Consider the following 25,595-nt stretch of genomic DNA (forward strand, 5'->3'; position numbering starts at 1 on the left):
ACCCGACAGGCCGTCACCCACGGCGAGCCCGCGCCGCGTCCAGCCGGGCCACCGCCTGCGGGACGGTCACCCGTCCCGCCGTCAGGTCGACCATGGTCCGCCAGAAGGCGCCCGACCCGAGCGCCGGCGGCATCCGGTCGGAGGCGTCGTAGCGCACGACGGGCGCCTCGTAGGCCGCCGCGGCGATCTTGCGGGTCGTCGTGCTGGCGTACCGCGCGAGGTCGAAGTCGGTGCGCGGCGAGATGAACCCGCGGTCCTCCGAGCCGGCCCAGTCCACCGCGAAGCGCACGTCGGTCACCATGTGGCGCACCAGCTCCTCGGCCGCCATCGAGTGCCCCCGGGTGAGCGCCGCCGAGTCCGCGCCGACCTGCAGGGCCCCGTCCGTGCCCACGGGAAAGGGCACGACCGAGGCGGTGCGGTCCAGGTTGCGCCGCACCCGGTCGGGCAGGAAGCCGCTCTGGGTGGCCTGGCTGCCCTGCTTGAGCAACGAGCACCGCTGCGGGTCCCCGAAGAGCCCGTCGGCGGCGTGCCGCACGTCGCGGGTGGCGGCGGCCGCGCCCCCGCCCTCGGAGCCGCCGGCCACCTCCTCGGCGTACGTCCGGAAGGCGACCTGGATCCTCGGGTCGGAGAAGGTGACGTCGCCGCGCACCCACCCGTCGTAGGCCTGGACCCCGGCCTGGGACAGGACCAGCTGCTCGACCCAGTCGGTGCCCGGCCAGCCGCTGCCGGCGCCCTCGGCGAGACCGAGGCACCAGGGGGTGCGCCCCGCCGCCCGCAGCGCCCGGGTGGTGGCGACGAGCTCTGGGAGGGTCTGCGGCGGGTCGAGCTCGAGCGCGTGCAGGGCGTGCCGGTCGTACCACAGCAGCGACTTGACGCTCATGGCCACGGGGACGCCGTAGGTCCGCCCGCCCGACCGCAGCGGCTCGACCAGCCCGGGAACCAGCCTGGTCGCGACCCGGTTGACCGGCACCACGTCGTCGACCGCGTCGATGGTCCCGTGCTCGCGCAGCTGGTGGAGCAGCCCTGGCTGCGGCAGCAGGAGTACGTCGGGAAGGCGACCGGACCGCTCGCGGGCGGCGATGTCGCCGGCGAGGTCGTCGCTCTGGGTGTAGGTCACCGCGGCCCCGTGAGCCCGCGCCCACCGCCCCACCGCCTCCTGGAAGCCGGCCGCCTGGTCACCGCCGAAGGAGTACATCACCTCGATACGGCGGGTCTCGTCGGCCGACGCGAGGGTCACCCCGTCGGGAGCGCTGCAGGCGCCGAGGGCGAGCGCGGCGGCCACGACGGCCGGCAGGGCGAGGACGGGTACGCGCACGAGGGTCTCCTGGACGGTGGGGCGAGGGGCACCAGGTCGGCGGCGGGTGAGGATGGAGCAGGTGCGGGGTCCGTGCCCCGGGTGGGAGGCGCGGACCCCGCGGGCGGTGCTGCGGCTCAGCCCTTGACCGCGCCGGCCGTCATACCGCGCACCAGGAAGCGTTGCAGCACGACGAAGACCAGCATCGGCAGGATCATCGACAGGAAGGCTCCGGCCGTCAGCAGCTCGGCGCCCTGCCCCTGGGTGCCCAGCAGCCCCTGGAGCTTGACGATCACCGTGCTGTTGTCGGTCTTCAGGAACAGCTTGGCGATCAGCAGGTCGTTCCACACCCACAGGAACTGCAGCGTCGCGAAGGCCGCGATGGCCGGCATCGACATGGGGAACACGAGCCGCCAGAAGGTCTGGTAGTGCCCGCAGCCGTCGATCTTGGCCGACTCGACGATCGAGCGCGGCAGCGTCGCCATGTAGTTGCGCAGGGTGTAGACGGCCAGCGGCATGCCGAAGCCGGTGTGGAGCAGCCAGACCGCGATGTACTGCCCGGAGATGCCCAGGTGCCGCGGCCCGAGCAGGTCCAGCAGCGGCTGGAAGGCCACCTGGATGGGGACGACCATCACCGCGACGATGACGATGAACAGCGCGTCCTTGCCCCGGAAGTCCATGAACGTGAAGGCGTAGGCCGCGAAGGCCGCGAACATGATGGGCAGGATCGTCGCCGGGATCGCCACCACGATCGAGTTGAGCAGCGCGGTGCCGATGTCCGCCTGGTCGAACACCTTGCTGTAGTTCCCGGTCGTCCACCCCGCCCCGAAGGGGTCGAGCAGCGCCGTCCACCACCCCGAGGTGGCCGCGTCGTCCTTGCTGCGGAAGGACGTGACGAGCAGGCCCAGGGTCGGCAGGCACCACAGCAGGGACAGCAGGAGCATCGAGACGATCGCCACCCAGCTGCGGGGGCGCCCGTCCTTCATGACCGAGCGGTGGCGGCGGGCGGTGGGCCCGGTGACCGGGGTGCCTGCGGGGGCCGAGGGCGTCGTCGCCAGGGTGCTCATCGGTTGGCCTCCTGCTCGCGGAACATCTTCACCTGGTAGATCAGCACCGGCAGGATGAGGATCAGCAGGATCACGACGATCGCCGAGGCCTTGCCCGCGTTGCTGTTGGCGAACATCTCGTTGAAGAAGAGGTTCGCGATGACGTTGGTCTTGTCGCGCCCGTTGGTGAGGACGTAGACGATGTCGAAGACCTTGAGCACGAGGATCACCGTGGTGATGAAGACGCTGAGGATCGTGCCCCAGATCTGCGGGATGACGACCTTCCAGAAGATCTGCCACTCGCCCGCACCGTCGATGCGGGCGGCCTCGAGGGTGTCGTCCGGCACGCCCTTGATCGCCGAGGACAGCAGCACCATCGCGAAGCCCACCTGCAGCCAGATCAGGATGATCATCAGCAGCAGGGAGTTCAGCCGGCCCGAGGAGATCGTCAGCCAGGTCTGCGGGCTGCCCCCGAGGGCGGAGTAGCCCGCGTTGAGCAGCCCGGTCTGGGCGGTGCCGTCGGCGTTCCAGGCGTACACGAGGTTCCAGATCGCCGACGCGCCCACGAAGCTGATCGCCATCGGCAGGAAGATCGCCGACTTGGCGAGCTTCTCCCCCTGGGGCGAGAGCTTGTCGGCGAGGACGGCGACCACGACGCCGAGCGCCACGGTGGACGCCGGGACGATCAGCAGCCACAGGAAGTTGTTGAGCAGGGACTCCCGGAAACCTTGGTCGCCGAAGACGTCCTGGTAGTTCTTGGCCCCCACCCAGGCGGTGCTGTCGTCGTTGGCGAACGAGTAGACGATCGTCTGGACCGTCGGGTAGAGCAGCATCAGCGACATCAGGCCGAAGCCCGGCAGCAGGAAGGCGTAGGGGATCAGGCCCTCGGACATCTTGCGGGGCAGCGCCTCGACGAAGACGTTGAGGAAGAAGAACAACGCGAACGCCCCACCCACGCCGGCGGCGAGGGCGATCAGGCCGATGAGGACCTTGACGCTGCCGAACCACTGGGGGTAGTACGCGAGCGCCAGGAAGAGGTTGGTGACGGCCCAGACGACGACGCCCATGCCGACCAGGCCGAGGACCAGCCGTGCGGGCTTGAGCCGGCCGTCCTCCACGGGCCCGGCGGCCGGGTCGGTGCCGCGGGGCGAGGACGGTGAGGCGGGGGCGCGATCCACGACCGTGCTCATCGCTTGGGCCAGCTCTGCTCGATGGCGTCGGCGACCTGCTGGGAGCTCTTGGAGCCGTTGACCCAGTCGACCATCCCGGTCCAGAAGGTGCCGGAGCCGACCTCCTTGGGCATCAGGTCCGAGCCGTCGAACCGGAAGACGTCGGCGGTGGTCGCCATCCTGGCGATGTTGCGGGTCGTCTCGTCGGGGTAGTTCTTCAGGTCGAAGGTCTTGTGCGGCGACAGCCAGCCGCCGGCCTTGGCCCACTCGGCGCCGAAGGCGTCGGAGGACAGGAACTCCATGACCTTCTTGGCGTCGGGGTCGGTCCCGTTGAACAGCGCGGCCAGGTCACCGCCGCCGAGGATCGGCTTGCCCTGGTAGCCACCCGCGAAGGCCGGAAGGGGATAGGTCCCCACCTGGCCGTCCAGGTCGGCCTGGACGTTCTTGGGGTAGAACGTCGTCGCGAAGTTGCCCTGACGGTGCAGCATGCACTTCGGCGGGGTGCTGAAGGCGGGCGTCATGGCCAGGCCGAACTTGGTGCTGAGGACGGCCTTGGTCCCGCCGTACACCATGCCCGGGACCTTGTAGATCTTGCCGAGCTCGTCGAGGGCCTTGACGATGCGCGGGTCGTTGAAGGGGATCTTGTGCGAGGTCCACTGGTCGTAGACCTCGGGCCCGTACATCCGCAGGACGTACTCCTCCAACCAGTCGGTGCCGACCCAGCCGGTGGCCTGGTCGGAGTTCCAGGCGATGCACCAGGGGGCGATGCCCTTGGCCTTGATCCGGTCGGCGACCTGGTAGACCTCCTGCACCGTGGCGGGCGCCTTGTCGTAGCCGCCCGCGGTGTAGGCGACCTTCGGGTACCAGATGATCGACTTCACGGCCATGCGCATGGGGGCGCCGTAGACCCGGCCCTTGTAGCGGGAGGCGTCCATGAAGCCGGGGACCAGGGAGCTGTTGAGCGCGTCGTAGTCCAGGTAGGAGTCGATCGGCTGGATCTTGCCCTGGGCCGCCATCTCCAGCAGGCCGCCGGGCTGCGGGAACAGGCCGATGTCGGGCGCGTCGCCCGAGCTGACCTTGGACTTGATCGTCGTGGCGAAGTCCTGGTCGCTGACGTACTGGACCGTGATGCCGCTGCGCTCCTGGAAGGCCTTGAGCGACTGGTTGAAGAACTTCTCCTCGTCACCGCCGAAGGCGCCGAGGATCGTGACCTGCTTGTCGCCAACCGCGCTGCCGCCCCGGACCGCGCCGTTCAGACCGCCGGCGCCGTCACCGCCGGTCGAGCTCGGGTTCTGCAGGCAGGCGGTGGTGGACATCGCCACGACGCCGCACAGGAGGGCGGCGGTGGAGAGCGTGCGCATCCGCATGGCATTCCTCATCCCTGGTCAGCCGCACGACGGGCGTCGCGCGCACGGCAGAGGATCGGGGGGCACGCGACGCTGCGGGCGGACTTTGACGGTTTTGTCCCCTCACTATCAGGACCGTTGAACGTTCCGTCAACGGGGAGTGAACCTCTGCAACGTTCCTGTGACCGCGGGGCCAGGCTCTCCTCCGTCCGGCGGTATGCCGACCGGCGGCCCTCGCCACCCGCTCCCCACCGCGTCACGGCGCGCCGGGCAGGCCTAGGCTGGGACTCGAGAGAGCGCAGCCCTGCGCTGCCGCCGCCCGAGGAGCAGGAGTCCAGTCACATGCCCGAGTTCGCCTACGAAGCCATCCTGGGACACGGTCACGACGAGACGCCCTACCGCAAGCTCACCTCCGAGGGCGTGGAGCTGGTCGACGGCCCTGACGGCCGGCAGTTCCTCAAGGTCGCGCCCGAGGCGCTGCGACTGCTGGCCGAGACCGCCATGCACGACATCGCGCACTACCTGCGCCCCGGTCACCTGGCCCAGCTGCGCAAGATCCTCGACGACCCGGAGGCGAGCAACAACGACAAGTTCGTCGCCCTCGACCTGCTCAAGAACGCCAACATCGCCGCGTCCGGCGTGCTGCCCATGTGCCAGGACACCGGCACCGCCATCGTCAAGGGCGAGCGCGGCCAGCACGTGCTGACCGAGGGCGTCGACGAGGAGCCCCTGTCGCGCGGCATCTTCGACGCCTACACCGCGCTCAACCTGCGCTACTCGCAGAACGCCCCGGTCACCATGTGGGACGAGAAGAACACCGGCAACAACCTCCCCGCGCAGATCGAGATCTACGCCGACACCGAGCGCGGCCACGAGGCGGAGTACTCCTTCCTGTTCATGGCCAAGGGCGGCGGCTCCGCCAACAAGTCCTACCTCTTCCAGGAGACCAAGGCGATCCTCAACCCGGACGCCATGATGACGTTCCTCGACGAGAAGATCCGCGGTCTGGGCACGGCCGCCTGCCCGCCCTACCACCTGGCGATCGTCGTGGGCGGCACCTCCGCCGAGTTCGCCCTCAAGACCGCGAAGTACGCCTCCGCGCGCTACCTCGACACGATGCCCACCACCGGCAACCCCGCCACCGGCCGTGGCTTCCGCGACCTGGAGATGGAGGAGCGGGTCCTGGAGCTCACCCGCAGGCAGGGCATCGGCGCGCAGTTCGGCGGCAAGTACTTCTGCCACGACGTCCGCGTCATCCGCCTGCCCCGCCACGGCGCCTCGCTGCCCGTCGCCATCGCCGTCTCGTGCTCGGCCGACCGTCAGTGCCGCGCCAAGATCACGGCCGAGGGCGTCTTCATCGAGCAGCTGGAGATGGAGCCCGGCCAGTACCTCCCGGACACCACCGACGAGCACCTGATCGAGGAGGGCGACACGGGCCAGGGCTCGCCCGACGTGGTCGAGATCGACCTGTCCCGGCCGATGGACGAGATCCGTGCCGAGCTCGGCAAGCACCCGATCAGGACCCGCCTGTCCCTGACCGGCACCCTGGTCGTCGCCCGCGACATCGCCCACGCCAAGATCCGCGAGCGCCTGGACGCCGGCGAGGAGATGCCGCAGTACCTCAAGGACCACCCGGTCTACTACGCCGGCCCCGCCAAGACCCCCGAGGGCATGCCGTCCGGCTCCTTCGGCCCCACCACGGCCGGGCGCATGGACTCCTACGTCGACCAGTTCCAGGCCGCCGGCGGCTCGATGGTCATGCTGGCCAAGGGCAACCGCTCCATGCAGGTCACCGAGGCCTGCCAGAAGCACGGCGGCTTCTACCTCGGCTCCATCGGTGGCCCGGCCGCCCGCCTCGCCCAGGACTGCATCAAGAACGTCGAGGTGCTGGAGTACCCCGAGCTCGGGATGGAGGCGGTCTGGAAGATCGAGGTCGAGGACTTCCCGGCCTTCATCGTGGTCGACGACAAGGGCAACGACTTCTTCGCGGAGTTCGCCAAGCCGGTCGCCATGACCATCCAGAAGCGCCCGGGGCTGGACGGATGACCGGGGCGGTGACCTCGCCCCGGCCGGACGCCGGGTCGGCCGGGGCCGGCACCGGCGGCGGGCCGCGCCCGGACTCCCCCGCCGAGGCCTGGCGCTGGCTGCTGGAGGGCAACCGCCGCTTCGTCGCCGGCGAGCGCCTGCACCCCAACCAGGACGTCGACCACCGCTCCGAGCTCGCCTCGGGCCAGCGGCCGTTCGCGGTGCTCTTCGGCTGCGCGGACTCCCGGGTCGCTGCCGAGATGATCTTCGACCAGGGACTCGGCGACCTCTTCGTGGTGCGCACGGCGGGGCACGTGCTCGACCCCTGCGTGGTCGGCTCCCTGGAGTTCGGCGCCGGCGTCCTCGGCACCCCCCTGGTCGTGGTCATGGGCCACGACGCCTGCGGTGCGGTCAAGACCGGGATCTCCGCCACCGACAGCGGCGAGATCCCCGGCGGTTACATGCGCGACCTGGTGGAGAAGGTCATGCCCTCCGTCGTCCAGGCGCGCAGCCAGCACGGCCCCGAGGCGAGCGCCGAGGAGATCGGCGCCTGGCACGTGCGCCGCACCGTGCGGATGCTCGCCGAGCGCTCCACCCTGGTCCAGGACCTGATCCGCTCGGGTCGCCTGGCCATCGTCGGCATCAACTACCGGCTCGCGGAGGGCGACGTGCACCACGTCGACCACGTCGGTGACATCGGGGACCTGCGCCCCGGTGTCCGGTCGGTATGACGTCCGGGACGTCCCGGGGGACCGACGACTCCCGGGACGGCACGGCCGACGGAGCCCGGTCGCCCGCCGGGGCGACGCCTCACGTGTCGGCGCTGCGGGTGCACCCGCTCAAGTCGGCCGCCCCCCTCCCCCTCGGCGAGGCCCGTGTGGACCCCTGGGGCCTGCGCGGTGACCGACGGTGGATGCTCGTCGAGGCCGACGGCCGGATGGTGACGGCCCGCAAGGACCCCCGCCTGCTCCACGTCACGGCCACGCCGACGGGCGACCTGGACGAGCCCCGGCTGCGGCTGGCCGCACCCGGCCGACCCGAGCTGGAGGTGACGGCGGACGGGTCGTCATACCTGCCCAGCGAGATCTGGGGGGCCGACGTCCGCGGGCGTCAGGTCCCCGCCGCCGACGCGTGGCTCGCCGACGTGGTCGGGCGGCCGGTGCACCTGCTGTGGTGCGACGACCCGCGGGACCGGCAGATCGACCTCGACCACGCCGAGCCCGGCGAGACGGTCGTCTACCAGGACGGCTTCCCGCTCCTGCTCACCACCACCGCCTCGCTCGGACTGGTGCAGCGGTGGGTCGACGACGCGGCCCGGGAGCAGGGCACCGGGCCGATCTCGCTGTCGATGGAGCGGTTCCGCCCCAACGTCGTGGTCGACGGACCCCTCGAGCCGCTCGTGGAGCAGGGCTGGGGGCGGGTCCGCATCGGTGAGGTGACCTTCCGGATGGCCAAGCACTGCGGTCGCTGCGTCATGACGACCTTCGACCCGGTCACCCTCACCAAGACCAAGGAGCCGCTGCGGTCGATCGCCGCCCACAACACCATCGACGGGCGGATCGTCTTCGGCGTCAACCTGATTCCTGAGTCCGTCGGCACGCTGCACGTCGGCGACCCGGTGCTGCCGCTTCCCTGACCGGTCCGCACGGCGTCCGACCAGGTCGATCTCGTGAGGCGCACGCCCCTGGCAGGGATGACGGAAGCGGGTCGTGGGGTATTACTCAAAGGATTGTCCTGGACCCCGCTCCTGGAGGAGACGACCATGACGACCACCCCGCCCGGCCGCCCGCAGCAGTCCACGCCGGCGCCCGGCACCCCTCCGACGGCGCCGACGGCGTCTCCGGTGGACACCTTCACCCGTGGCGCCCTCGACGCCGCCAAGCAGGCCCGGGAGCAGGTCGCCCGCACCGCCGCCGCCAACCGCGGTCGCATCGCCGCCGCCCTCGACAAGCTGGGCGGCACCGTCGACAGCCGCACCGGCGGCAAGTACCACGAGCAGGTCGAGACGGCGAAGACCTGGGTCCACAAGGGCGTCGACGTGGTCGCCGGGGGCCCCGGAGCCACGACCACGACCAGTGCCTCCCCCGGCACCGCTCCTGCGCCGGGCACCCTCCAGCACGCCGCGACGACGAGTCCGGCCGCTCCCCCGGCGCAGCCCATGCCCGCCCCCTCGTCCAGCCCGGCCCCGCCGGCCCCGCCTCAGGAGGGCTGGCACCGGGGACCGGACGGCCAGTGGGTCCGGTCCTGAGCCGGGCCGTCCGACGATGAGCTGCACCCACTGCGGCGCCCAGGTCTCGGCGGGCGCGACCTTCTGCCCCTCGTGCGGGGGGATGGTCCTCGCCGCCGCTCCTCGGCCCTGCGCAAGGAACGCGAGATCCAGTACTTCTTCCTCGCGGCCGACCGCTGCGCCAAGCTCGGCTTCCTCCTGGTCAACCTGCACCAGCGGCTGCGGCTGTGCGAGGAGCTCGCCCGGGTCCTCGCGCTGCGGCACGCCCACAACGTGGTCTTCGGCGACGTCAACGCCAAGAACGCTCTGTTCGCCGTCGGCCCCGGCCGGGCCGACGCCGCGATCATGCTCGTCGACTGCGACGCCGTCCGGGTCAAGGGCACCAGGTCGGCGGTGCCCCAGCTGAACACCCCGGACTGGGAGCCGCCCCAGGCCGAGCGCACCCAGCTGACCACCCAGACCGACGTCTACAAGTACGCGTTGTTCGTGCTGCGGTGCCTGTCCCCGGGTGCCAACGCCTCCACCGCCCGCGACACCCGGCGCGTGGACGGGATGCTCGACGACGAGGGCAAGCACCTGCTGGCGGCCTCCCTGTCGCCGACGCCCGGGCACCGGCCGTCGTGCGCGCAGTGGGCCGACCACCTCGCGCGGTTCCGGGCGGCCCGGCTGGGCGGCGGTATGCCGGCTCCGGCAGGACACCCCGGTCAGGGCGGACACCCCGGTTAGGGCGGACACCCCGGTCAGGGCGCACCCCCCGGTCAGGCCACCCCTGCGCCACCCGCGGCCCCATCAGCGCCGCCGGCCGCCGGGGTCGACACCGGCGGGTGGCGGCGGGCACCGGACGGCAGCTGGGTCCGCGGCTGACGACGCCGAGCCTCAGACCCGCCAGGCTCGGCATACGGCCAGGGACGACGAGGGGCCCCCACCGATCGGTGCGGGCCCCTCGTCGGCGATCAGAGGTCGAGCAGCAGCGTGGCCGGTCGCTCCAGGCAGTCGGCGACGTGGCGGATGAACCCGCCCGCCGTGCCGCCGTCGCACACCCGGTGGTCGAAGGTCAGCCCGATGGTGCCGACCTTGCGGACCGCGAGCTGCCCGTCGACGACCCAGGGCTTGTCGATCATCCGCCCCACGCCGATCATCGCGGCCTCGGGGTGGTTGATGATCGGGGTCGATCCGTCGACGCCGTAGCCGCCGTAGTTGTTGAGCGTGAAGGTGCCTCCGGTCATCTCCGCGGGCGAGAGCGTCCCGGCCATCGCCCGGTCCGTCAGGTCCCGCAGCGCGAGCGACAGCTGCTCGAGCGACATCTCGCCGGCGCCGTGGACGACCGGCACGACCAGCCCGCGCGGTGACTGCGCCGCAAAGCCGAGGTTGATGTCGCCGCGGACGACGACCTCGCCTGCGGCCGTGTCCACGGTGGAGTTGAGCTCCGGGAACGCCCGCAGCCCCGCGACCATGACCCGAGCCAGCAGGGCGAGCACCCCGATGCGGGCCGCGGGCCGCGCCTCGGCGAGCTGCTTGCGGACCGCGAGGAACTCGGTGGCGTCGACGTCGACCCAGGTGGTCGCGTCCGGGATCTCGCGCCGGGAGGTGGCGAGCCGGGCCGCGATGGTCCCGCGGATCCCGGTCAGCGGGATCCGGCGGTCCTGACCGGAGGCGGGGCGCGCGGCGGGGTCCGGCACGGCCTGAGCCTTCACCTGGGCCTCCTGCCCGCCCTGACTGCGGCGCTCGGCCGCGGCCATCACGTCCACGCGCCGGATCACCCCGCCGGGGGCGGTCGGCGTCACCGTGCGCAGGTCGACGCCGTGCTCGGCGGCGAGGGTGCGGACGAGCGGGGAGATGACGCGGATGGCGGACCCCGGCCGGCTGGACACCTCGGCGTCACCGGCCCCGGAGCTCAGCCCCGGCTGCTGGCCGACGACGCGCGCGCCGCCCGCCGCGACCTCGCCGGGGGCGTCCACGGTGGGCGCGTCGACGGTGGGGACGTCCGCGTCGGGCACGGCCGGACCGGCGGAGGGCAGCGAGGAGCCGGCGGCCGCCCGGGTGGGGACGCCCGCGCGGCGACGGCGGGTGCGGGAGCCCTCGGAGGTGCCGTAGCCGATGAGGACGTTGCCCGACCCTGCCCGCTCCTCCTCGCGGTAGTCCTCGACGGGCCGACCGTCGGAGGCGCTGGCGCCGTCGGCGGTGCCGGAGCCCGTCGTCGCGTCGCCCGGAGCCCCGACGGCCACGGTGATGAAGGGCTTGCCCACGTCCATGACCTGACCGGCGTCACCGTGCAGGGTGACGACCGTGCCGGCGTACGGGCAGGGCAGCTCGACCTGCGCCTTGGCGGTCTCGACGGTGGCGATGGGCTGGTCGACGGTGACCTCGTCGCCGACGCCGACCAGCCAGCTGACGACCTCGGCCTCGGTCAGCCCTTCACCGAGGTCGGGCAGCAGGAAGACCTTCTCGCTCATCGCCCGCCCCCCAGACCCTCGGTCCCGGCCGCCGCACCGCTCAGGTGCCGGGTGTCGGGCTGGTCGTCCCACTGCAGCCGGGCGACGGCGTCGAGCACCCGGTCGACCGACGGCAGGTGCAGGTGCTCGATCTTGGGTGCGGGATAGGGCACGTCGAAGCCGGTCACCCGCAGGACGGGTGCAGCCAGGGAGTGGAAGGCCCGCTCCTGCACGCGGGCGGCGATCTCGGCGCCCACCCCCGCGAAGCCCTGGGCCTCCTGCAGCACCACGCAGCGACCGGTGCGCCGGACCGACGCGACGACGGTCTCGTCGTCGAAGGGCACGAGGGACCGTACGTCGACGACCTCGACGTCCCAGCCCTCCTCACGGGCCGCGTCGGCGGTCTCCAGCGCGACCGACAGGGTCGGGCCGTAGGCCACCAGGGTCACAGCCTGGTCGGTCGTCGCGGACCTCCGGACGGCCGCCCGCCCCATGACCTGGTCCCAGGTGAGCTCGCCGGTGCCCCAGCGCGCGGACAGGTCGTCGAGGTCGACGTCGTCCTTGGACCAGTACAACCGCTTGGGCTCCAGGAAGACCACCGGGTCCGGGCAGTCGATGGCCGCCCGCAGCAGCAGGTAGGCGTCCTCGACCGTGGCCGGGGTGACGACCTTCAGGCCGGGGGTCGCGACGTAGTACGCCTCGGAGGAGTCGCAGTGGTGCTCCACGCCCCCGATGCCACCGGCGAAGGGGATGCGGAGGGTCATCGGGACGGTCACCGACGCGCGGGTGCGGTTGCGCATCTTGGCGACGTGCGAGGCGATCTGCTCGAAGGCGGGGTAGGCGAAGGCGTCGAACTGCATCTCCACGACCGGCCGGAAGCCGGCCAGGCACAGCCCGATCCCGAAGCCCACGATGCCAGACTCGGCGAGCGGGGTGTCGAAGCACCGCTCCTCGCCGTATGTCGCGGCGAGGCCGTCGGTGATCCGGAAGACGCCGCCGGCCACGCCCACGTCCTCGCCGAAGACGAGGACGTCCTCGCAGGCCACGATGGCGTCGGCGAGCGCCCGGTTGAGCGCGGAGGCGAAGGTCGCGGCGCTCATCGGGCGCCCTCCTTGTCGGTGTCGGCCTCGGCGGCCAGCTCGGCGTGCAGCATCTCCTGCTGCTCGCGCAGCTGCGGCGTCAGCTCGGAGTAGACGTGGACGAACAGGTCGTCGGGGCTGGTCACCGGGTCGGCGTTCATGCGCTCGCGCAGGTCGGCGGCGAGGCGCTCGCCCTCGGCCTTGCACTCCTCGACGAAGGCGTCGTCGACCAGGCCCCGACTCCGCAGGTAGGCCTCGAGCCGGGCCACCGCGTCCTCGTGGGCGATCGCCTCCAGCTCCTCGGGGGTGCGGTAGCGCAGGTGGTCGTCGGCGTTGGTGTGCGCCTCGAGCCGGGTGGTGTGCAGCTCGACGAGCACCGGTCCCTTGCCCGCCCGGGCCCAGGCGACGGCCTTGTTGAGCACCGCGAGGGTGGCGACCGCGTCGTTGCCGTCGACCTGCTCGCAGACCACGCCGTAGCCGATGCCCTTGTAGGCCAGCGACGGCGCCTTGGTCTGCTTGCTGAGCGGCACCGAGATGGCCCAGCCGTTGTTCTGCACCACGAAGACTGCGGGGACCTTGAAGACCGCGGCGAAGTTCAGCCCCTCGTGGAAGTCGCCCTCGCTCGTCGCGCCGTCCCCGATGAAGGCCAGCGCCACGGTGTCCCGCCCGCGCCGCTGCTCGCCGTGGGCGACGCCGGCCGCGTGCAGCAGCTGGGTGGACAGCGGGGTGCACTGGGCGGCCACGTGCGTCTTCGCGACGTCATACCCGCAGTGCTGGTCGCCGCGCAGCAGGGTCAGGACCTCGACCGGGTCGATGCCGCGGGAGACGAGAGCGACGGAGTCGCGGTATGTCGGGAAGACCCAGTCGCCGTCCTTCAGCGCCAGCATCGCCCCCACCTGGCAGGCCTCCTGGCCGCGGGAGGAGGGGTAGACCGCGAGGCGCCCCTGCTTGGTCAGCGCCGTCGCCTGGATGTCGAAACGCCGGCCGACCACCATCTTGCGGTAGGCCTCGACGAGCTGCTCCGGGTCGGGCTCGGTGTAGTCGTCCGTGATCGGCTCCACCCGGTTGCCCGCGTCGTCCAGGAAGCGCACCGGCTCCGGGGCCGGGATCAGTCCTCGCTGGAAGGGCTCGTGGTGCTGCTCCTGCTCGGACCCCCCGGTCCGGGCCGCCTGTGCGGCAGCCCTCCCGGCGACCCGGTCCGCGGCGGCGGGCCCGGTCGGGGCCTGCTCGGGTGTCATCGTCGACGACCTCCACGTATGTCGGGACGAACGGCCTCGTCGCCGCCCGCCGTGTGCCTCGTCATCGTCCGCCCATCCGGGGCGGGAAAGCAATTCGGCCGGGACCGGCGTGATGCCGGTCCCGGCCGCAGCCGTGGGAGCTCGCTCGGGGAGCGCCGCTCAGAGGGCGAGCCGGTCCTTGACGACGCCCGCCAGCCGCTCGGCGACCGCGTGGGCCTGCTCCTGGGTCTGGGCCTCGACCATGACCCGCACGAGGGGCTCGGTGCCGGACTTGCGCAGCAGCACGCGCCCGGTCCCCTGCAGCTCCTGCTCGGCCTCGCGGACCGCGCTCTGGACCCCCTCGTCGTCGCCGACCCGGTCCTTGTCGACGCCCTTGACGTTGATGAGCGTCTGGGGCAGGCGGGTCATCACCGAGGCGAGGTCGGCCAGCGACCGGCCGGACTGGACGACCCGTGAGGCCAGCATGAGGGCGGTCAGCACGCCGTCGCCGGTGGTGCCGTGGTCGAGCATGATCACGTGGCCGGACTGCTCACCGCCGAGGGAGAGACCGTTGGCGCGCATGTCCTCGAGGACATAGCGGTCGCCCACGGCGGTCTGGCGGGTGGTGATGCCCTCGCGCTCCATGGCCTGCAGCAGGCCGAGGTTGCTCATGACGGTGATGACGAGGGAGTCCTCGGCGAGGCGGCCCTGCTCGCGCAGGGACAGGGCGAGGATGGCCATGATCTGGTCGCCGTCGACGACGTTGCCCTCGGCGTCGCAGGCCAGGCAGCGGTCGGCGTCCCCGTCCCAGGCGACCCCGAGGTCGGCGCCGCGGGCCACGACGGCCTCGCACAGGCCCTCGAGGTGGGTGGAGCCGTAGCCGTCGTTGATGTTGAGCCCGTCGGGCGAGGCGCCGATCACGTCGACCGTCGCCCCCGCCCGCTCGAAGACCTGCGGGCCGACCTGGCTGGCGGCGCCGTGGGCGGCGTCCACGACCACGTGCAGACCGTCGAGGCGCGTGGGGACGGCCGCGAGCAGGTGCTCCATGTAGAACTCCGCGCCCTGCGGGAAGGGGCGGATCCGGCCGACGCCGGCTCCCGTGGGGAGGTCGTCGACCGTGCCCTCGTTCTCCAGCTGGGCGAGGATCTCGTCCTCCTCCGCGTCGGACAGCTTGTGCCCGCCCTTGGCGAGGAACTTGATGCCGTTGTCGGGCATGGCGTTGTGCGAGGCCGACAGCACGGCACCGATGGAGGCGTTCATCCGCCCGGTGAGGTAGGCGATGGCCGGGGTCGGCAGCACGCCCGCGTCCAGCACGTCGACGCCCGCCGAGGCCAGACCCGCGCACACGGCCGCACCGAGGAACTCACCGGAGGCGCGGGGGTCACGGCCCACGACCGCGACGGACCGGTGACCGCCGAAGGCGCCCCGGTCCCCCAGTGCCCGGGCCCCGGCTGCGGACAGCCGCAGCGCCAGGTCGGCGGTGATGTCACGGTTGGCGAGTCCGCGGACCCCGTCCGTGCCGAAGAGTCGTCCCACAGGTGGCCTTTCGTCGTCGGGCGCATGTCGCCCAGGGGTGAGGTGCGACATGACCGTACTACGTGGCCTTCGCGCCACGACAGGACCGTCGGGTGACACGGCCGCACGGCGGTCTCCTCGTGCCGAGGAGACCGCCGTGCGGTGGTGGTGCGTGGAGCCGAGGCTCCGAGCGGGCCCGCGACGAGCGCGGGTGCCGGATCAGCGCTTGGAGTACTGAGGCGCCTTGCGGGCCTTCTTGAGACCGGCCTTCTTGCGCTCGGGGACGCGGGCGTCACGGGTGAGGAAGCCGGCCTTCTTCAGGACCGGACGGTTCAGCTCCTCGTCGACCTCGTTCAGCGAGCGGGCCACGCCGAGGCGGACCGCACCGGCCTGGCCGGAGGGGCCACCGCCGTGCACGCGGACGAGCACGTCGTAGGCGCCGTCGAGCTCGAGGACCTTGAGGGGCTCGTTGACGATCTGCTGGTGCACCTTGTTGGGGAAGTACTGCTCCAGGGTGCGACCGTTGATCTTCCATTCGCCGGTGCCGGGGACGATGCGCACGCGGGCGATGGCCTGCTTGCGACGGCCGGTGCCGGCGCCGGGGGCGGAGGCGGAGGGCTTGCGGGCGGCCTCGACGGGGGCCGAGGACTCGCTGGTGTACTCGGTGAGCTCGGGCTCGTCGGTGTCGAGCTGGGCCTCGAAGTCGGTGCTGGTGTCAGCCATGTGTCAATCCTTGAATCTGTACTGGCAGCGTCGCGCGCGAGGCGATTACTGCGCGACCTGGGTGATCTCGAAGGGAACAGGCTGCTGGGCCTGGTGCGGGTGCTCGGCGCCGCGGTAGACCTTGAGCTTGGTCAGCTGCTGACGGGCGAGGGAGTTCTTGGGGAGCATGCCTCGGATGGCCTTCTCGACGGCGCGGGTCGGGTCCTTCTCGAGCAGCTCGGCGTAGGACGTGCTCTTCAGACCGCCCGGGTAACCCGAGTGACGGTAGGCGCGCTTCTGCTCGAGCTTGGCGCCGGTGAGGGCGACCTTCTCCGCGTTGACGATGATGACGAAGTCACCGGTGTCGATGTGCGGCGCGAAGGTCGCCTTGTGCTTGCCGCGCAGGAGGGTGGCGGCCTGGACGGCCAGACGGCCGAGCACGACGTCGGTCGCGTCGATCACGTGCCAGGTGCGAGTGACCTCGCCCGGCTTCGGGGTGTACGTACGCACAGTGGTTCTGCCTTACGTTGACGATTGCTTCTGAGGCGTATGCCGTGGGCTCCCGGCGGGGGCACGCCCAGCAGAGGGCGCACGGCACAACAGTCATCCAGTCTACCGGGCGGGGTCCGCACCCCCAAACGACCGAGACGCGGCCGTCATACCACCGCTGACCTGCGGCGATGTGCCGACGATGGATCCGCGCACACCTCTTGTGCAGAGAAACTATGCAAAGATAGTGTGTACTCTGTGACAGACCGACCACCCCCTCCCCCGCTGTCCTCGGTCCGGCTCACCGCGGCCGCCGTCAAGGTACTGGCCCACCCGCTGCGCTCCCGCCTCGTGGGCGCCCTCCGCCGCGAGGGCCCCTCCACCGCAACGGCGCTCGCCAAGGTCATGGGCACCAACAGCGGCGCCACGTCCTACCACCTGCGCAAGCTCGCCGAGGTGGGGCTGGTGACCGAGGTGGGCGATCGCCAGGGCCGGATCCGGCTGTGGGCGGCCTCGGCCGACCTCACCCGCCTCGATCCGGGCGACGTCGCCGACGACGAGGACGCCGACACCGCGCTCGGCTGGCTGGAGCGTGACTGGCTGCGGCACTTCGCCGACAAGTTCGGCGCCTGGCTCGACGCCCGGCACCGCTGGCCGCGCGCGTGGCAGGACGCGGCCGGGATGGGTGACCGGATGATCGTGGTGACCGACGTCCAGCTGCGCGAGCTGCAGCAGCGGGTCGGCGAGCTCGTCGGGTCCTACAGCACCGTGGGTCAGGGCAACCCCGAGGCCAAGCGGGTCAACTACTACTACGTGGCCTATCCCATCGACATGGACAAGCCCCCGCGCCGCCGATGACCCCGCCGCGCACGGTGTCACTGGCCGTGCCGACGACCGCCGGGCGCCCGTGGGCCTCGAGCAGCGGCAGCCGCCGTGGCTGGCGGAGCTGGCCGGAGCCAGAAGACCGCGGGCCGGTCACGCGTCGCGGGTCTCGCCGACGCCGGGCAGGGTGCGCACGCTCCGGGCCGCCGCCGCCCGGGCGGCCAGCTCCTCGCCCGGAGGATAGACGACCTCCTCCAGGCTGAGCCCCTGGGGCGGCATCACCGCCACGCCGGGGTCGCGGCGGGCGCCGACCAGCACCGCGTGCAGCCAGGCCGCGTCCTGGCGCCCCTCCCCCACCGGCACTGCACCACCGATCAGGGCGCGGACCATGGAGTGGCAGAAGGCGTCGGCCCGCACGGTCGCGACGAGCACACCGTCGTCCCCGCGGCGCCAGGAGTACTCCAACAGCGTGCGGATCGTGGTCGCCCCCTCCCGCCGCTTGCAGAAGGCCCCGAAGTCGTGCAGCCCCACGAGCTGCGCGCACGCGTCCTGCATCCGGGCCAGGTCGAGCGGGCGACGCACCACGGTCGTGTCCCGGCGCCGCAGCGGGTCCAGTCGGGAGGGATCGTCCAGGAGGCGATAGCGATACCTGCGCTCCACCGCGGAGAAGCGGGCGTCGAAGCCCTCGGGCGCCACCCGCACGGCTCGCACCACCAGGTCGCCGGGCAGAACCCCGTTGAGCCGGGTCACCGCGGCCTGCGTCGGGGGCCGGTCCGAGCGCCCGGGCAGGCGGGACAGCGCCGCGTCCCCCACGTCGAGGTGGCAGACCGCGCCACGCGCGTGGACCCCGGCGTCGGTGCGCCCGGCGACGGTCAGCCGCGGCGCCTGCGGGGTGCGCAGGATCGTCCGCCAGGCCTCGGACAGGGTGTCCTCGACGGTACGCAACCCCGGTTGAGCGGCCCACCCGCTGAAGTCGGTCCCGTCGTACGCGAAGTCCACCCGCAGCCGGGTCGTGGCGCCGGGAGTCTCCATGGGGGTCGATCCTAGCCGCGCCTCGCCGGTCGCCCGGGACAGGACCAGCGGGTATGCCGAAGGGTCCGCCTGCTCGTGCGAGCAGGCGGACCCTGGCTGTGCCCCCGTCGGCCGGTCACCCGGCCGCGTGGGTCACTTCTCGTCGGTCGTAGCCTCGGCGGCCTTGGTGGCCGGCGCGTCCTCCACCGGGGCCTCGGCCGCGGGCGCGTCGGTGGTCACCGGTGCGGCCTGCTCGGCCGGCTCGGCCTCGGCAGCTGCCGGGGTGGGCTCGGCGTCCTTGGCCGCGCGGCGGGTGGCCGCCTCGGCCTCCTTGACGGTGGCGCGCTTGGCGACGGGCTCGCGGACGAGCTCGATGACCGCCATGGGCGCGTTGTCACCCTTGCGGGCGCTGACCTTCGTGATGCGGGTGTAGCCGCCCTGGCGCTCGGCCATGTCGGGAGCGATCTCGACGAAGAGGCGGTGCACGACGCCCTTGTCCCGGATCACCGTCAGGACACGGCGGCGGGCGTGCAGGTCACCGCGCTTGGCGAAGGTGATCATCCGCTCGGCGAGCGGGCGCAGGCGCTTGGCCTTGGCCTCGGTGGTGGTGATGCGGTCGTGCTCGAAGAGCGAGGTGGCCAGGTTGGCCAGGATCAGACGCTCGTGAGCCGGACCGCCGCCGAGACGGGGACCCTTGGTGGGGGTAGGCATGGTTTCTCCTAGGTCTTCCGACCGGCCGCAGGTGACGCCGACGGCGTCGTGAGTCCAGGCTGCGGCCGATCAGGGGGTATCAGTACTGCTCGTCCTCGAGGGCGATGTCGTCCTCGTAGCTGTCGTAGGCCTCGGCGATGCTGGCCGGGTCGAACCCGGGCGGGCTGTCCTTGAGCTGCAGGCCCATCCCCACGAGCTTCGCCTTCACCTCGTCGATCGACTTCGCACCGAAGTTGCGGATGTCGAGCAGGTCGGCCTCGCTGCGCCCCACGAGCTCGCCCACGGTGTGGATGCCCTCGCGCTTGAGGCAGTTGTAGGACCGGACGGTCAGGTCGAGGTCCTCGATCGGCAGAGCCAGGTCGGCGGCCAGGGCCGCGTCGGTCGGGGACGGGCCCATGTCGATGCCCTCGGCCTCGACGTTGAGCTCGCGGGCCAGCCCGAACAGCTCGACGAGCGTCTTGCCGGCCGAGGCCATCGCGTCGCGGGGGGTCATGGAGTTCTTGGTCTCCACGTCGACCACCAGGCGGTCGAAGTCCGTGCGCTGCTCGACACGCGTCGCCTCGACCTTGTAGGTCACGGCGAGCACCGGCGAGTAGATCGAGTCGACCGGGATGCGCCCGATCTCCTGGTCGCCGGACTTGTTCTGGTGGCTCGAGACGTAGCCGCGACCGCGCTCGACGGTCAGCTCCATCTCCAGCTTGCCGTTCTCGTTGAGCGTCGCGATGTGCAGGTCGGGGTTGTGCACCTCGACCCCCGCCGGCGGGGTGATGTCGGCCGCCGTGACGGCACCCGGGCCCTGCTTGCGCAGATACATCACCACGGGCTCGTCGTGCTCAGAGGAGACGACCAGACCCTTGATGTTCAGGATGAACTCGGTCACGTCCTCCTTGACCCCGGGGACGGTGGAGAACTCGTGGAGGACCCCGTCGATCCGCAGGCTGGTGACGGCGGCACCCGGGATGCTCGACAGCAGCGTGCGCCGCAGCGAGTTTCCAAGGGTGTAGCCGAAGCCCGGCTCGAGGGGCTCGATGGTGAACCGGGAGCGCGACTCGGAGACCTGCTCCTCCGAGAGCACCGGACGCTGTGCGATCAGCACGGTGTGATTCCTTCCCATGGACGCCCGCCATATGACGTCTCATGACTCCCCGCGACGGGGACGACCGGTCCAGCTCTGTCTGTGGACGGGCCCGAGTGATCTGGCAGGTCAAGCCTGCCAGATCGCCGACCTCAGACGGATGGCGGCAGGCCGGGCCGAGACCCGGCCCACCGCCATCCGTCAGGGCCTGTTACTTGGAGTAGAGCTCCACGATCAGCTGCTCCTCGACGGGCACGTCGATCTGCTCACGCACGGGCAGCTGATGGATCAGGATGCGCAGCGTGCTGGGCACGACCTGCATCCACGCCGGGATCGGGCGCTCGCCGAAGGTCTGGCGGGCCAGCTCGATCGGGAAGGTGTTCACCGACTTCGGACGCACGTCGATGATGTCGTACTGCGTCACCTGGTAGGACGGGATGTCCACGCGGACGCCGTTGACCAGGAAGTGGCCGTGGCTCACCAGCTGGCGGGCCGCACGACGGGTCCGGGCCAGGCCGGCGCGGTAGATCACGTTGTCCAGGCGGGACTCCAGGATCTGGAGCAGGTTCTCGCCCGTCTTGCCGGGACGGCGGGAGGCCGTCTCGTAGTAGTTGCGGAACTGCTTCTCCAGGACGCCGTACATGTAGCGGGCCTTCTGCTTCTCGCGCAGCTGGAGGAGGTACTCCTTCTCCTGGACGCGACCGCGGCCGTGCATGCCGGGTGGGTAGGGGCGGTTCTCGAAGTTCCGGTCGCCACCGACGAGGTCGGTCTTGAGACGACGGGACTTCTTGCTCATGGGTCCGGTGTAACGAGCCATAAGTCAGTAACTCCTTCCGTGTCTCAGACGCGACGGCGCTTGGGCGGGCGCACGCCGTTGTGGGGGGTGGGCGTGACGTCGCTGATGGCGCCGACCTCGAGGCCGGTGGCGGTCAGCGAACGGATCGCCGTCTCGCGACCCGAGCCCGGGCCCTTGACGAAGACGTCGACCTTGCGCATGCCGTGGTCCATGGCGCGGCGGGCAGCCGCCTCGGCGGCCATCTGCGCGGCGAACGGCGTGGACTTGCGCGAGCCCTTGAAGCCGACCTGGCCGGCGGAGGCCCACGAGATGACCGCGCCGGTCGGGTCGGTGATGGAGACGATCGTGTTGTTGAACGTGCTCTTGATGTGAGCGTGCCCGTGGGCGACGTTCTTCTTTTCCTTGCGGCGAATCTTCTTCGCCGCAGCCTGACGGCCCTTGGGAGGCATGTGGCTGGTACTCCTTGTGCTCGGAAAGTGAAGACTGTGCGTGAAGTGGACCGACTGATGTGCCGTGCACCGGGGGTCGCCCCGGGCAGGCTCGGTTCACATCAGGGGTTACTTCTTGCCGGCCTTCTTCTTGCCGGCGACCGTACGCTTCGGACCCTTGCGGGTGCGGGCGTTGGTCTTGGTGCGCTGACCGCGGACGGGCAGGCCACGACGGTGGCGCAGCCCCTCGTAGGAGCCGATCTCGACCTTGCGGCGGATGTCGGCAGCGATCTCGCGGCGGAGGTCACCCTCGATCTGGAAGTTCTCCTCGAGGTGGTCGCGGAGCTTGACCAGCTCCTCCTCGGTGAGGTCCTTGACGCGCGTGGACGGGTCGACACCCGTGGCGGCAAGCGTCTGGACGGCGCGGGTGCGACCCACGCCGAAGATGTACGTCAGTGCGACCTCGACGCGCTTCTCGCGCGGCAGGTCGACTCCAACGAGACGAGCCATGTGGTTGGTTCTCCTGGTGTGTACGGAGGTCTGGAGCAACACCGTTCCGCCATACCTGCACCGTCGTCGCTCGGATCCCTGTCAGTGGTCGGGCCCTCGCTCGGGTGGCGGCTGCGGTCCCCGGCCTCCGTGCCGGGGGTGACGTCCAGGTCGGGGCCTGGTGCCGGGTGCTGCTGTCCTGCTGCATTGCGTGCGGCGAAAGCCTGCGCGCCGTGCGGGACCGGGCGCCGGAGCTCCCGGTCGGTGATCAGCCCTGACGCTGCTTGTGGCGGGCGTTCTCGCAGATCACCATGACCCGACCGTTGCGGCGGATCACCTTGCACTTGTCGCAGATCTTCTTGACGCTCGGCTGAACCTTCATCTGCCTACTGTCTTCAGATCGGGCCCGGAGCACGGACGTGCACCAGGCGGATGGAACGGGTTGTGCCTCCGCACCGACCGGGGCCCGGTCAGCGGTACCGGAAGACGATGCGCCCTCGGGTCAGGTCATACGGGCTGAGCTCGACGACGACCCGGTCCTCGGGCAGGATGCGGATGTAGTGCTGACGCATCTTGCCGGAGATGTGGGCGAGCACCTTATGACCGTTGGTGAGCTCGACCCGGAACATCGCGTTCGGGAGAGCCTCCACGATCGTGCCCTCGATCTCGATGACACCGTCCTTCTTGGCCATGTCCTCCACATTCCGTCGGGGCGGTCCTGCAGGGACGCAGCGCGACCGCCATGGCACACATCGGCCGGCGATCGACACGCCAGCCTGGCTCACGTCCAAGACGCTCGTGAGCCGACGCACCAGCCTACGCCATGGAGTCGCACGCGGGGAAATCCGGGCAGCCAGGAGGGCGGCAGGTCACGCCTGGTCGAGCGGACCGTAGGGCGCACCGAGGGTCGCCAGGCGCGCCTCGCCCCCGTCGAGCTCGGTGAGCACCCACAGACCGGCGTCCGTGACGGCGACGGAGTTCTCCCAGTGGCTGGCGACCGAGCCGTCGTCGGTGACCACCGTCCACCCGTCCTCGAGGACGTGGCTCTCCGGCGAGCCCAGGGTGATCATCGGCTCGATGGCGATCGTCACGCCGCTGCGCACGACCGGACCCCGCTCGCGGACCCGGTAGTTGTAGACCTGGGGCTCCATGTGCATGGCCGTACCGATCCCGTGACCGACGTAGTCCTCGACGATCCCGTACTCGACGCCGTCCCTGCCCCCTGCGGTCTCGATGCAGTCCTCGACCGCGGCACCGACGTCGTGCAGCCGGCCACCGACGCGCAGCGCCGCGATGCCGGCCCACAGGGATGCCTCCGTGGCGTCCGACAGGGCCAGCTCGGCGGGGCGAGCCGCCTCGCGCCCCCCCACGACGAAGGTCCGGGCGGCGTCCCCGTGCCAGGGGGTGCCGTCCTCCACGACGTAGCAGCCACAGTCGACGGAGACGAGGTCGCCCTCGCGCAGCACCCGCTCACCAGGGATGCCGTGCACGATCTCGGGACCGACCGAGACGCAGAGCGTATGCCGGTAGCCCGGGACCTCCGAGAAGTTGGGGCGCATCCCGTGGTCCCGGATGAAGGTCTCGGCCAGCCGGTCGAGCTCGCCCGTGGTCGTGCCCGGCCGCAGCTCGCGACCCAGCATCTCGAGCGTCTGGCCGACGACCAGACCCGCACGCCGCATGGCGCGGATCTGGTCGTCGGTCTTGCCCTGGAGCTTGGGGCGGCCGAACATCAGGCCTTCACGGTCGCCAGGAGGCGGCTGGTGACCTCGTCGACCTCGCCCATGCCGTCGATCTCGCGGAGCAGCCCGCGGCGGCGGTAGACGTCGATCAGCGGGGCGGTCTCACGCTCGTAGACGGCCATCCGCTCGCGGATGACGTCCTCGGTGTCGTCGGCGCGCCCCTCGATCTCGGCGCGCTTCAGCAGCCGCCGGACGACGGCGTCGGTGTCGACGGTCAGGACGAGCACCGCGTCGATCGAGCGGCCGGCCTCGGCCAGCATGCCGTCGAGGGCCTCGACCTGGCCCACGGTGCGCGGGTAGCCGTCGAGCAGGAAGCCCGGCTCGCAGTCGGCCTGGGTGAGCCGGTCGGCGACGATGGCGTTGGTGATCTCGTCGGGCACGTACCGACCCGCCGCCGTGATCTCCTTGACCTTGAGCCCCAGCTCGGTCTCGTCCTTGATGTTGGCGCGGAAGATATCCCCCGTCGAGATGGCGGGGATGCCGAGCTCGTCGGCGATCTTCGCAGCCTGCGTGCCCTTGCCGGCCCCGGGGGGGCCCATGATGATCAACTGCATTACCGGAGGAACCCTTCATAGTTGCGCTGCTCGAGCTGTGCCTCGATCTGCTTGACGGTCTCCAGGCCCACACCCACCATGATGAGCAGCGAGGTCCCGCCGAACGGGAAGTTCTGCGCGACCCCGTCGCCCATCCCCTCGAGGGCCAGGATCGGGATCAACGACAGGACCCCGAGATACAGCGCACCGACGACAGTGAGCCTGGTCAGGATGTAGTCGAGGTACTGCTCCGTGGGTCGGCCGGCGCGGATGCCGGGGATGAAGCCGCCGTAGCGCTTCATGTTGTCCGAGACCTCCTTGGGGTTGAAGGTGATCGACACGTAGAAAAACGTGAAGAACACGATCAGCACGAAGAAGATCACGCCGTACCACAGTCCGCTGCCCCGGCCCAGGTGCGTCATGATCCACTCCGCCCACCCAGGGATCGAACCGTTCTTGGCCCGGCCTTGCTGGAACTGGGCCACCATCATGGGCAGCTGCAGCAGGGAGGACGCGAAGATCACCGGGATCACGTTGGCCATGTTGATCTTCAGCGGGATGTAGGTGCTGGAGCCGCCGTAGACCTGGCGGCCCACGAGCCGCTTCGCGTACTGCACCGGGACCCGGCGCTGCGACTGCTCCACGAACACCACCGCGGCGACGATGAGGATCCCGAGCGCCATCACCATGGCGAAGCGCCCCATCTGTCGACCGTTCGCCGCCACACCGGACCACATCGCGGTGGGGAAGCCGGCGACGATGGAGGTGAAGATCAGCAGCGACATGCCGTTGCCGACACCGCGGTCGGTGATCAGCTCACCCATCCACATGACCAGACCGGTCCCGGCGGTCATGGTGATCACCATGATCAGCAGGGCGGTCCAGGACTCGTCCGGCATGATCGAGGTGCACTGACCCCCGAACAGCTGCTGCGGGTTCCGCGCGAACGTCACGTAGGTCGCGGACTGCAGGATGGCCAGACCGATGGTCAGGTAGCGCGTGTACTGCGTCAGCTTCGTCTGACCCGACTGACCCTCTTCCTTCAGGGCCTCGAAGCGCGGGATCACGACGGTCAGCAGCTGCACGATGATGCTCGCGGTGATGTACGGCATGATGCCGAGCGCGAAGATCGACAGGTGCAGCAGGGCACCGCCGCTGAACAGATTCATCATGCCCAGCACGCCGGAGGTCGAGCTCGCGCCCGCCAGACACTGCTGGACGTCGGCATAGTTCACACCAGGGGTGGGCACCAGCGAACCCACCCGGAACAGCGCCATGATCATCAGGGTGAACAAGATCTTCTTGCGAAGGTCAGGCGTCTTGAACGCCCGGGCAAAGGCCGTGAGCACAGGTCCTCCTCGGGGACGCAACCTGCCGAGAGTAGCATCCGGGTGCCGGATGGCCAGAACGCACGACGACCCCGGAAGCTGGAGGGCTTCCGGGGTCGTAC

The 25,595-nt window shown here is 71.0% G+C and carries 27 protein-coding genes; 6 read left to right on the top strand and 21 right to left on the bottom strand.

Annotation, left to right across the window (positions count from 1 at the left end):
* Nucleotides 1-13: 13 nt before the first annotated feature.
* From ACK2IS_RS12850 to ACK2IS_RS12865, 4 genes are all read right to left on the bottom strand, one after another.
* Entirely contained in the window at nucleotides 14-1,315 is a 1,302-nt protein-coding gene (locus ACK2IS_RS12850; protein ID WP_409483710.1) for an ABC transporter substrate-binding protein, read from the bottom strand.
* A gap of 116 nt (nucleotides 1,316-1,431) precedes the next feature.
* On the bottom strand, nucleotides 1,432-2,361 hold the full coding sequence (locus ACK2IS_RS12855; RefSeq protein ID WP_409483711.1) for a carbohydrate ABC transporter permease: 930 nt from the start codon (nucleotides 2,359-2,361) through the stop codon (nucleotides 1,432-1,434).
* Nucleotides 2,358-3,518 (bottom strand): carbohydrate ABC transporter permease, encoded by a 1,161-nt coding sequence (locus ACK2IS_RS12860; RefSeq protein WP_409483712.1) that lies wholly within the window; start codon nucleotides 3,516-3,518, stop codon nucleotides 2,358-2,360. Before ACK2IS_RS12860 ends, ACK2IS_RS12855 begins: the two co-directional genes overlap by 4 nt.
* A gap of 8 nt (nucleotides 3,519-3,526) precedes the next feature.
* Nucleotides 3,527-4,870: an ABC transporter substrate-binding protein gene (locus tag ACK2IS_RS12865; protein WP_409483713.1), complete on the bottom strand. Its 1,344-nt coding sequence runs from the start codon at nucleotides 4,868-4,870 to the stop codon at nucleotides 3,527-3,529.
* A 327-nt stretch (nucleotides 4,871-5,197) separates the two neighbouring features.
* Here ACK2IS_RS12865 and ACK2IS_RS12870 point away from each other — a divergent pair, with 327 nt between their 5' ends.
* The 5 genes from ACK2IS_RS12870 to ACK2IS_RS12890 all read left to right on the top strand — a co-directional run bounded on the left by ACK2IS_RS12870 (nucleotide 5,198) and on the right by ACK2IS_RS12890 (nucleotide 9,833).
* Nucleotides 5,198-6,901, top strand: coding sequence for a fumarate hydratase (locus tag ACK2IS_RS12870; protein ID WP_409483714.1), 1,704 nt, complete (start codon nucleotides 5,198-5,200; stop codon nucleotides 6,899-6,901).
* Nucleotides 6,902-6,909: 8 nt separating this feature from the next.
* A complete protein-coding gene (locus tag ACK2IS_RS12875) occupies nucleotides 6,910-7,611 on the top strand; it encodes a carbonic anhydrase (protein WP_409483715.1) in 702 nt (233 codons plus the stop codon).
* Nucleotides 7,608-8,516, top strand: a complete 909-nt coding sequence (locus tag ACK2IS_RS12880) for an MOSC domain-containing protein (protein ID WP_409483716.1) — start codon at nucleotides 7,608-7,610, stop codon at nucleotides 8,514-8,516. The genes ACK2IS_RS12875 and ACK2IS_RS12880 overlap by 4 nt, the downstream gene beginning before the upstream one ends.
* A 126-nt stretch (nucleotides 8,517-8,642) precedes the next feature.
* Nucleotides 8,643-9,128: an antitoxin gene (locus tag ACK2IS_RS12885; protein ID WP_409483717.1), complete on the top strand. Its 486-nt coding sequence runs from the start codon at nucleotides 8,643-8,645 to the stop codon at nucleotides 9,126-9,128.
* A 72-nt stretch (nucleotides 9,129-9,200) separates the two neighbouring features.
* The gene (locus ACK2IS_RS12890; protein ID WP_409483718.1) at nucleotides 9,201-9,833 is read left to right on the top strand and encodes a hypothetical protein; all 633 of its coding nucleotides are present in this window, start codon (nucleotides 9,201-9,203) and stop codon (nucleotides 9,831-9,833) included.
* 227 nt (nucleotides 9,834-10,060) lie between these two features.
* Here the strand turns inward: ACK2IS_RS12890 and ACK2IS_RS12895 are convergent, their stop codons facing one another.
* The 6 genes from ACK2IS_RS12895 to rplM all read right to left on the bottom strand — a co-directional run bounded on the left by ACK2IS_RS12895 (nucleotide 10,061) and on the right by rplM (nucleotide 16,562).
* Nucleotides 10,061-11,560 (bottom strand): dihydrolipoamide acetyltransferase family protein, encoded by a 1,500-nt coding sequence (locus tag ACK2IS_RS12895; protein WP_409483719.1) that lies wholly within the window; start codon nucleotides 11,558-11,560, stop codon nucleotides 10,061-10,063.
* Nucleotides 11,557-12,639, bottom strand: coding sequence for an alpha-ketoacid dehydrogenase subunit beta (locus ACK2IS_RS12900; protein ID WP_409483720.1), 1,083 nt, complete (start codon nucleotides 12,637-12,639; stop codon nucleotides 11,557-11,559). Before ACK2IS_RS12900 ends, ACK2IS_RS12895 begins: the two co-directional genes overlap by 4 nt.
* Nucleotides 12,636-13,856 carry a thiamine pyrophosphate-dependent dehydrogenase E1 component subunit alpha gene (locus tag ACK2IS_RS12905; RefSeq protein ID WP_409483721.1) on the bottom strand — a complete coding sequence of 407 codons (1,221 nt, stop codon included), beginning with the start codon at nucleotides 13,854-13,856 and terminating at the stop codon, nucleotides 12,636-12,638. Before ACK2IS_RS12905 ends, ACK2IS_RS12900 begins: the two co-directional genes overlap by 4 nt.
* Before the next feature lie 159 nt (nucleotides 13,857-14,015).
* The gene (gene glmM, locus ACK2IS_RS12910) at nucleotides 14,016-15,371 is read right to left on the bottom strand and encodes a phosphoglucosamine mutase (protein ID WP_409483722.1); all 1,356 of its coding nucleotides are present in this window, start codon (nucleotides 15,369-15,371) and stop codon (nucleotides 14,016-14,018) included.
* 198 nt (nucleotides 15,372-15,569) lie between these two features.
* A complete protein-coding gene (gene rpsI, locus ACK2IS_RS12915) occupies nucleotides 15,570-16,073 on the bottom strand; it encodes a 30S ribosomal protein S9 (RefSeq protein ID WP_241452804.1) in 504 nt (167 codons plus the stop codon).
* 45 nt (nucleotides 16,074-16,118) lie between these two features.
* Nucleotides 16,119-16,562 (bottom strand): 50S ribosomal protein L13, encoded by a 444-nt coding sequence (gene rplM, locus ACK2IS_RS12920; RefSeq protein WP_409483723.1) that lies wholly within the window; start codon nucleotides 16,560-16,562, stop codon nucleotides 16,119-16,121.
* Between the two features lie 237 nt (nucleotides 16,563-16,799).
* Between rplM and ACK2IS_RS12925 the strand changes: the two genes are divergently transcribed.
* The gene (locus ACK2IS_RS12925; protein ID WP_409483724.1) at nucleotides 16,800-17,399 is read left to right on the top strand and encodes a helix-turn-helix domain-containing protein; all 600 of its coding nucleotides are present in this window, start codon (nucleotides 16,800-16,802) and stop codon (nucleotides 17,397-17,399) included.
* A gap of 117 nt (nucleotides 17,400-17,516) precedes the next feature.
* Here the strand turns inward: ACK2IS_RS12925 and ACK2IS_RS12930 are convergent, their stop codons facing one another.
* The 11 genes from ACK2IS_RS12930 to secY all read right to left on the bottom strand — a co-directional run bounded on the left by ACK2IS_RS12930 (nucleotide 17,517) and on the right by secY (nucleotide 25,494).
* A complete protein-coding gene (locus ACK2IS_RS12930) occupies nucleotides 17,517-18,395 on the bottom strand; it encodes a tRNA pseudouridine synthase A (RefSeq protein WP_409483725.1) in 879 nt (292 codons plus the stop codon).
* 132 nt (nucleotides 18,396-18,527) lie between these two features.
* Entirely contained in the window at nucleotides 18,528-19,085 is a 558-nt protein-coding gene (gene rplQ, locus ACK2IS_RS12935; protein WP_409483726.1) for a 50S ribosomal protein L17, read from the bottom strand.
* Between the two features lie 79 nt (nucleotides 19,086-19,164).
* A complete protein-coding gene (locus ACK2IS_RS12940; protein WP_241452812.1) occupies nucleotides 19,165-20,181 on the bottom strand; it encodes a DNA-directed RNA polymerase subunit alpha in 1,017 nt (338 codons plus the stop codon).
* A gap of 190 nt (nucleotides 20,182-20,371) precedes the next feature.
* Nucleotides 20,372-20,977 carry a 30S ribosomal protein S4 gene (gene rpsD / locus ACK2IS_RS12945; RefSeq protein WP_409483727.1) on the bottom strand — a complete coding sequence of 202 codons (606 nt, stop codon included), beginning with the start codon at nucleotides 20,975-20,977 and terminating at the stop codon, nucleotides 20,372-20,374.
* A gap of 23 nt (nucleotides 20,978-21,000) precedes the next feature.
* Nucleotides 21,001-21,405: a 30S ribosomal protein S11 gene (gene rpsK / locus ACK2IS_RS12950; RefSeq protein WP_241452818.1), complete on the bottom strand. Its 405-nt coding sequence runs from the start codon at nucleotides 21,403-21,405 to the stop codon at nucleotides 21,001-21,003.
* 108 nt (nucleotides 21,406-21,513) lie between these two features.
* A complete protein-coding gene (rpsM, locus tag ACK2IS_RS12955; protein WP_241452823.1) occupies nucleotides 21,514-21,894 on the bottom strand; it encodes a 30S ribosomal protein S13 in 381 nt (126 codons plus the stop codon).
* Between the two features lie 247 nt (nucleotides 21,895-22,141).
* Nucleotides 22,142-22,255, bottom strand: a complete 114-nt coding sequence (gene rpmJ, locus ACK2IS_RS12960; RefSeq protein ID WP_019286332.1) for a 50S ribosomal protein L36 — start codon at nucleotides 22,253-22,255, stop codon at nucleotides 22,142-22,144.
* An 88-nt stretch (nucleotides 22,256-22,343) separates the two neighbouring features.
* On the bottom strand, nucleotides 22,344-22,565 hold the full coding sequence (gene infA, locus ACK2IS_RS12965) for a translation initiation factor IF-1 (RefSeq protein ID WP_006946284.1): 222 nt from the start codon (nucleotides 22,563-22,565) through the stop codon (nucleotides 22,344-22,346).
* Nucleotides 22,566-22,742: 177 nt separating this feature from the next.
* A complete protein-coding gene (gene map / locus ACK2IS_RS12970) occupies nucleotides 22,743-23,603 on the bottom strand; it encodes a type I methionyl aminopeptidase (protein WP_409483728.1) in 861 nt (286 codons plus the stop codon).
* On the bottom strand, nucleotides 23,603-24,166 hold the full coding sequence (locus ACK2IS_RS12975; RefSeq protein WP_409483729.1) for an adenylate kinase: 564 nt from the start codon (nucleotides 24,164-24,166) through the stop codon (nucleotides 23,603-23,605). The genes map and ACK2IS_RS12975 overlap by 1 nt, the downstream gene beginning before the upstream one ends.
* Nucleotides 24,166-25,494, bottom strand: coding sequence for a preprotein translocase subunit SecY (gene secY, locus ACK2IS_RS12980; protein WP_409483730.1), 1,329 nt, complete (start codon nucleotides 25,492-25,494; stop codon nucleotides 24,166-24,168). Before secY ends, ACK2IS_RS12975 begins: the two co-directional genes overlap by 1 nt.
* Nucleotides 25,495-25,595 lie beyond the last annotated feature (101 nt).

The sequence above is a fragment of the Arsenicicoccus dermatophilus genome (genome assembly GCF_046267915.1).
In the GTDB taxonomy this organism is placed as follows: Bacteria; Actinomycetota; Actinomycetes; order Actinomycetales; family Dermatophilaceae; genus Arsenicicoccus; species Arsenicicoccus dermatophilus_A.

What these genes read in the sequence shown, in the direction of transcription:
- rpsI (WP_241452804.1), bottom strand. Translation starts at nt 16,073, where the DNA reads ATGGCTGACACCAGCACCGACTTCGAGGCCCAGCTCGACACCGACGAG.
- rpsK (WP_241452818.1), bottom strand. Translation starts at nt 21,405, where the DNA reads ATGCCTCCCAAGGGCCGTCAGGCTGCGGCGAAGAAGATTCGCCGCAAG.
- rpsM (WP_241452823.1), bottom strand. Translation starts at nt 21,894, where the DNA reads ATGGCTCGTCTCGTTGGAGTCGACCTGCCGCGCGAGAAGCGCGTCGAG.
- ACK2IS_RS12895 (WP_409483719.1), bottom strand. Translation starts at nt 11,560, where the DNA reads ATGAGCGAGAAGGTCTTCCTGCTGCCCGACCTCGGTGAAGGGCTGACC.
- ACK2IS_RS12885 (WP_409483717.1), top strand. Translation starts at nt 8,643, where the DNA reads ATGACGACCACCCCGCCCGGCCGCCCGCAGCAGTCCACGCCGGCGCCC.
- ACK2IS_RS12880 (WP_409483716.1), top strand. Translation starts at nt 7,608, where the DNA reads ATGACGTCCGGGACGTCCCGGGGGACCGACGACTCCCGGGACGGCACG.
- infA (WP_006946284.1), bottom strand. Translation starts at nt 22,565, where the DNA reads ATGGCCAAGAAGGACGGTGTCATCGAGATCGAGGGCACGATCGTGGAG.
- ACK2IS_RS12870 (WP_409483714.1), top strand. Translation starts at nt 5,198, where the DNA reads ATGCCCGAGTTCGCCTACGAAGCCATCCTGGGACACGGTCACGACGAG.
- ACK2IS_RS12855 (WP_409483711.1), bottom strand. Translation starts at nt 2,361, where the DNA reads ATGAGCACCCTGGCGACGACGCCCTCGGCCCCCGCAGGCACCCCGGTC.
- ACK2IS_RS12900 (WP_409483720.1), bottom strand. Translation starts at nt 12,639, where the DNA reads ATGAGCGCCGCGACCTTCGCCTCCGCGCTCAACCGGGCGCTCGCCGAC.
- ACK2IS_RS12865 (WP_409483713.1), bottom strand. Translation starts at nt 4,870, where the DNA reads ATGCGCACGCTCTCCACCGCCGCCCTCCTGTGCGGCGTCGTGGCGATG.
- rplQ (WP_409483726.1), bottom strand. Translation starts at nt 19,085, where the DNA reads ATGCCTACCCCCACCAAGGGTCCCCGTCTCGGCGGCGGTCCGGCTCAC.
- map (WP_409483728.1), bottom strand. Translation starts at nt 23,603, where the DNA reads ATGTTCGGCCGCCCCAAGCTCCAGGGCAAGACCGACGACCAGATCCGC.
- rpmJ (WP_019286332.1), bottom strand. Translation starts at nt 22,255, where the DNA reads ATGAAGGTTCAGCCGAGCGTCAAGAAGATCTGCGACAAGTGCAAGGTG.
- rpsD (WP_409483727.1), bottom strand. Translation starts at nt 20,977, where the DNA reads ATGGCTCGTTACACCGGACCCATGAGCAAGAAGTCCCGTCGTCTCAAG.
- ACK2IS_RS12975 (WP_409483729.1), bottom strand. Translation starts at nt 24,166, where the DNA reads ATGCAGTTGATCATCATGGGCCCCCCCGGGGCCGGCAAGGGCACGCAG.
- ACK2IS_RS12905 (WP_409483721.1), bottom strand. Translation starts at nt 13,856, where the DNA reads ATGACACCCGAGCAGGCCCCGACCGGGCCCGCCGCCGCGGACCGGGTC.
- ACK2IS_RS12930 (WP_409483725.1), bottom strand. Translation starts at nt 18,395, where the DNA reads ATGGAGACTCCCGGCGCCACGACCCGGCTGCGGGTGGACTTCGCGTAC.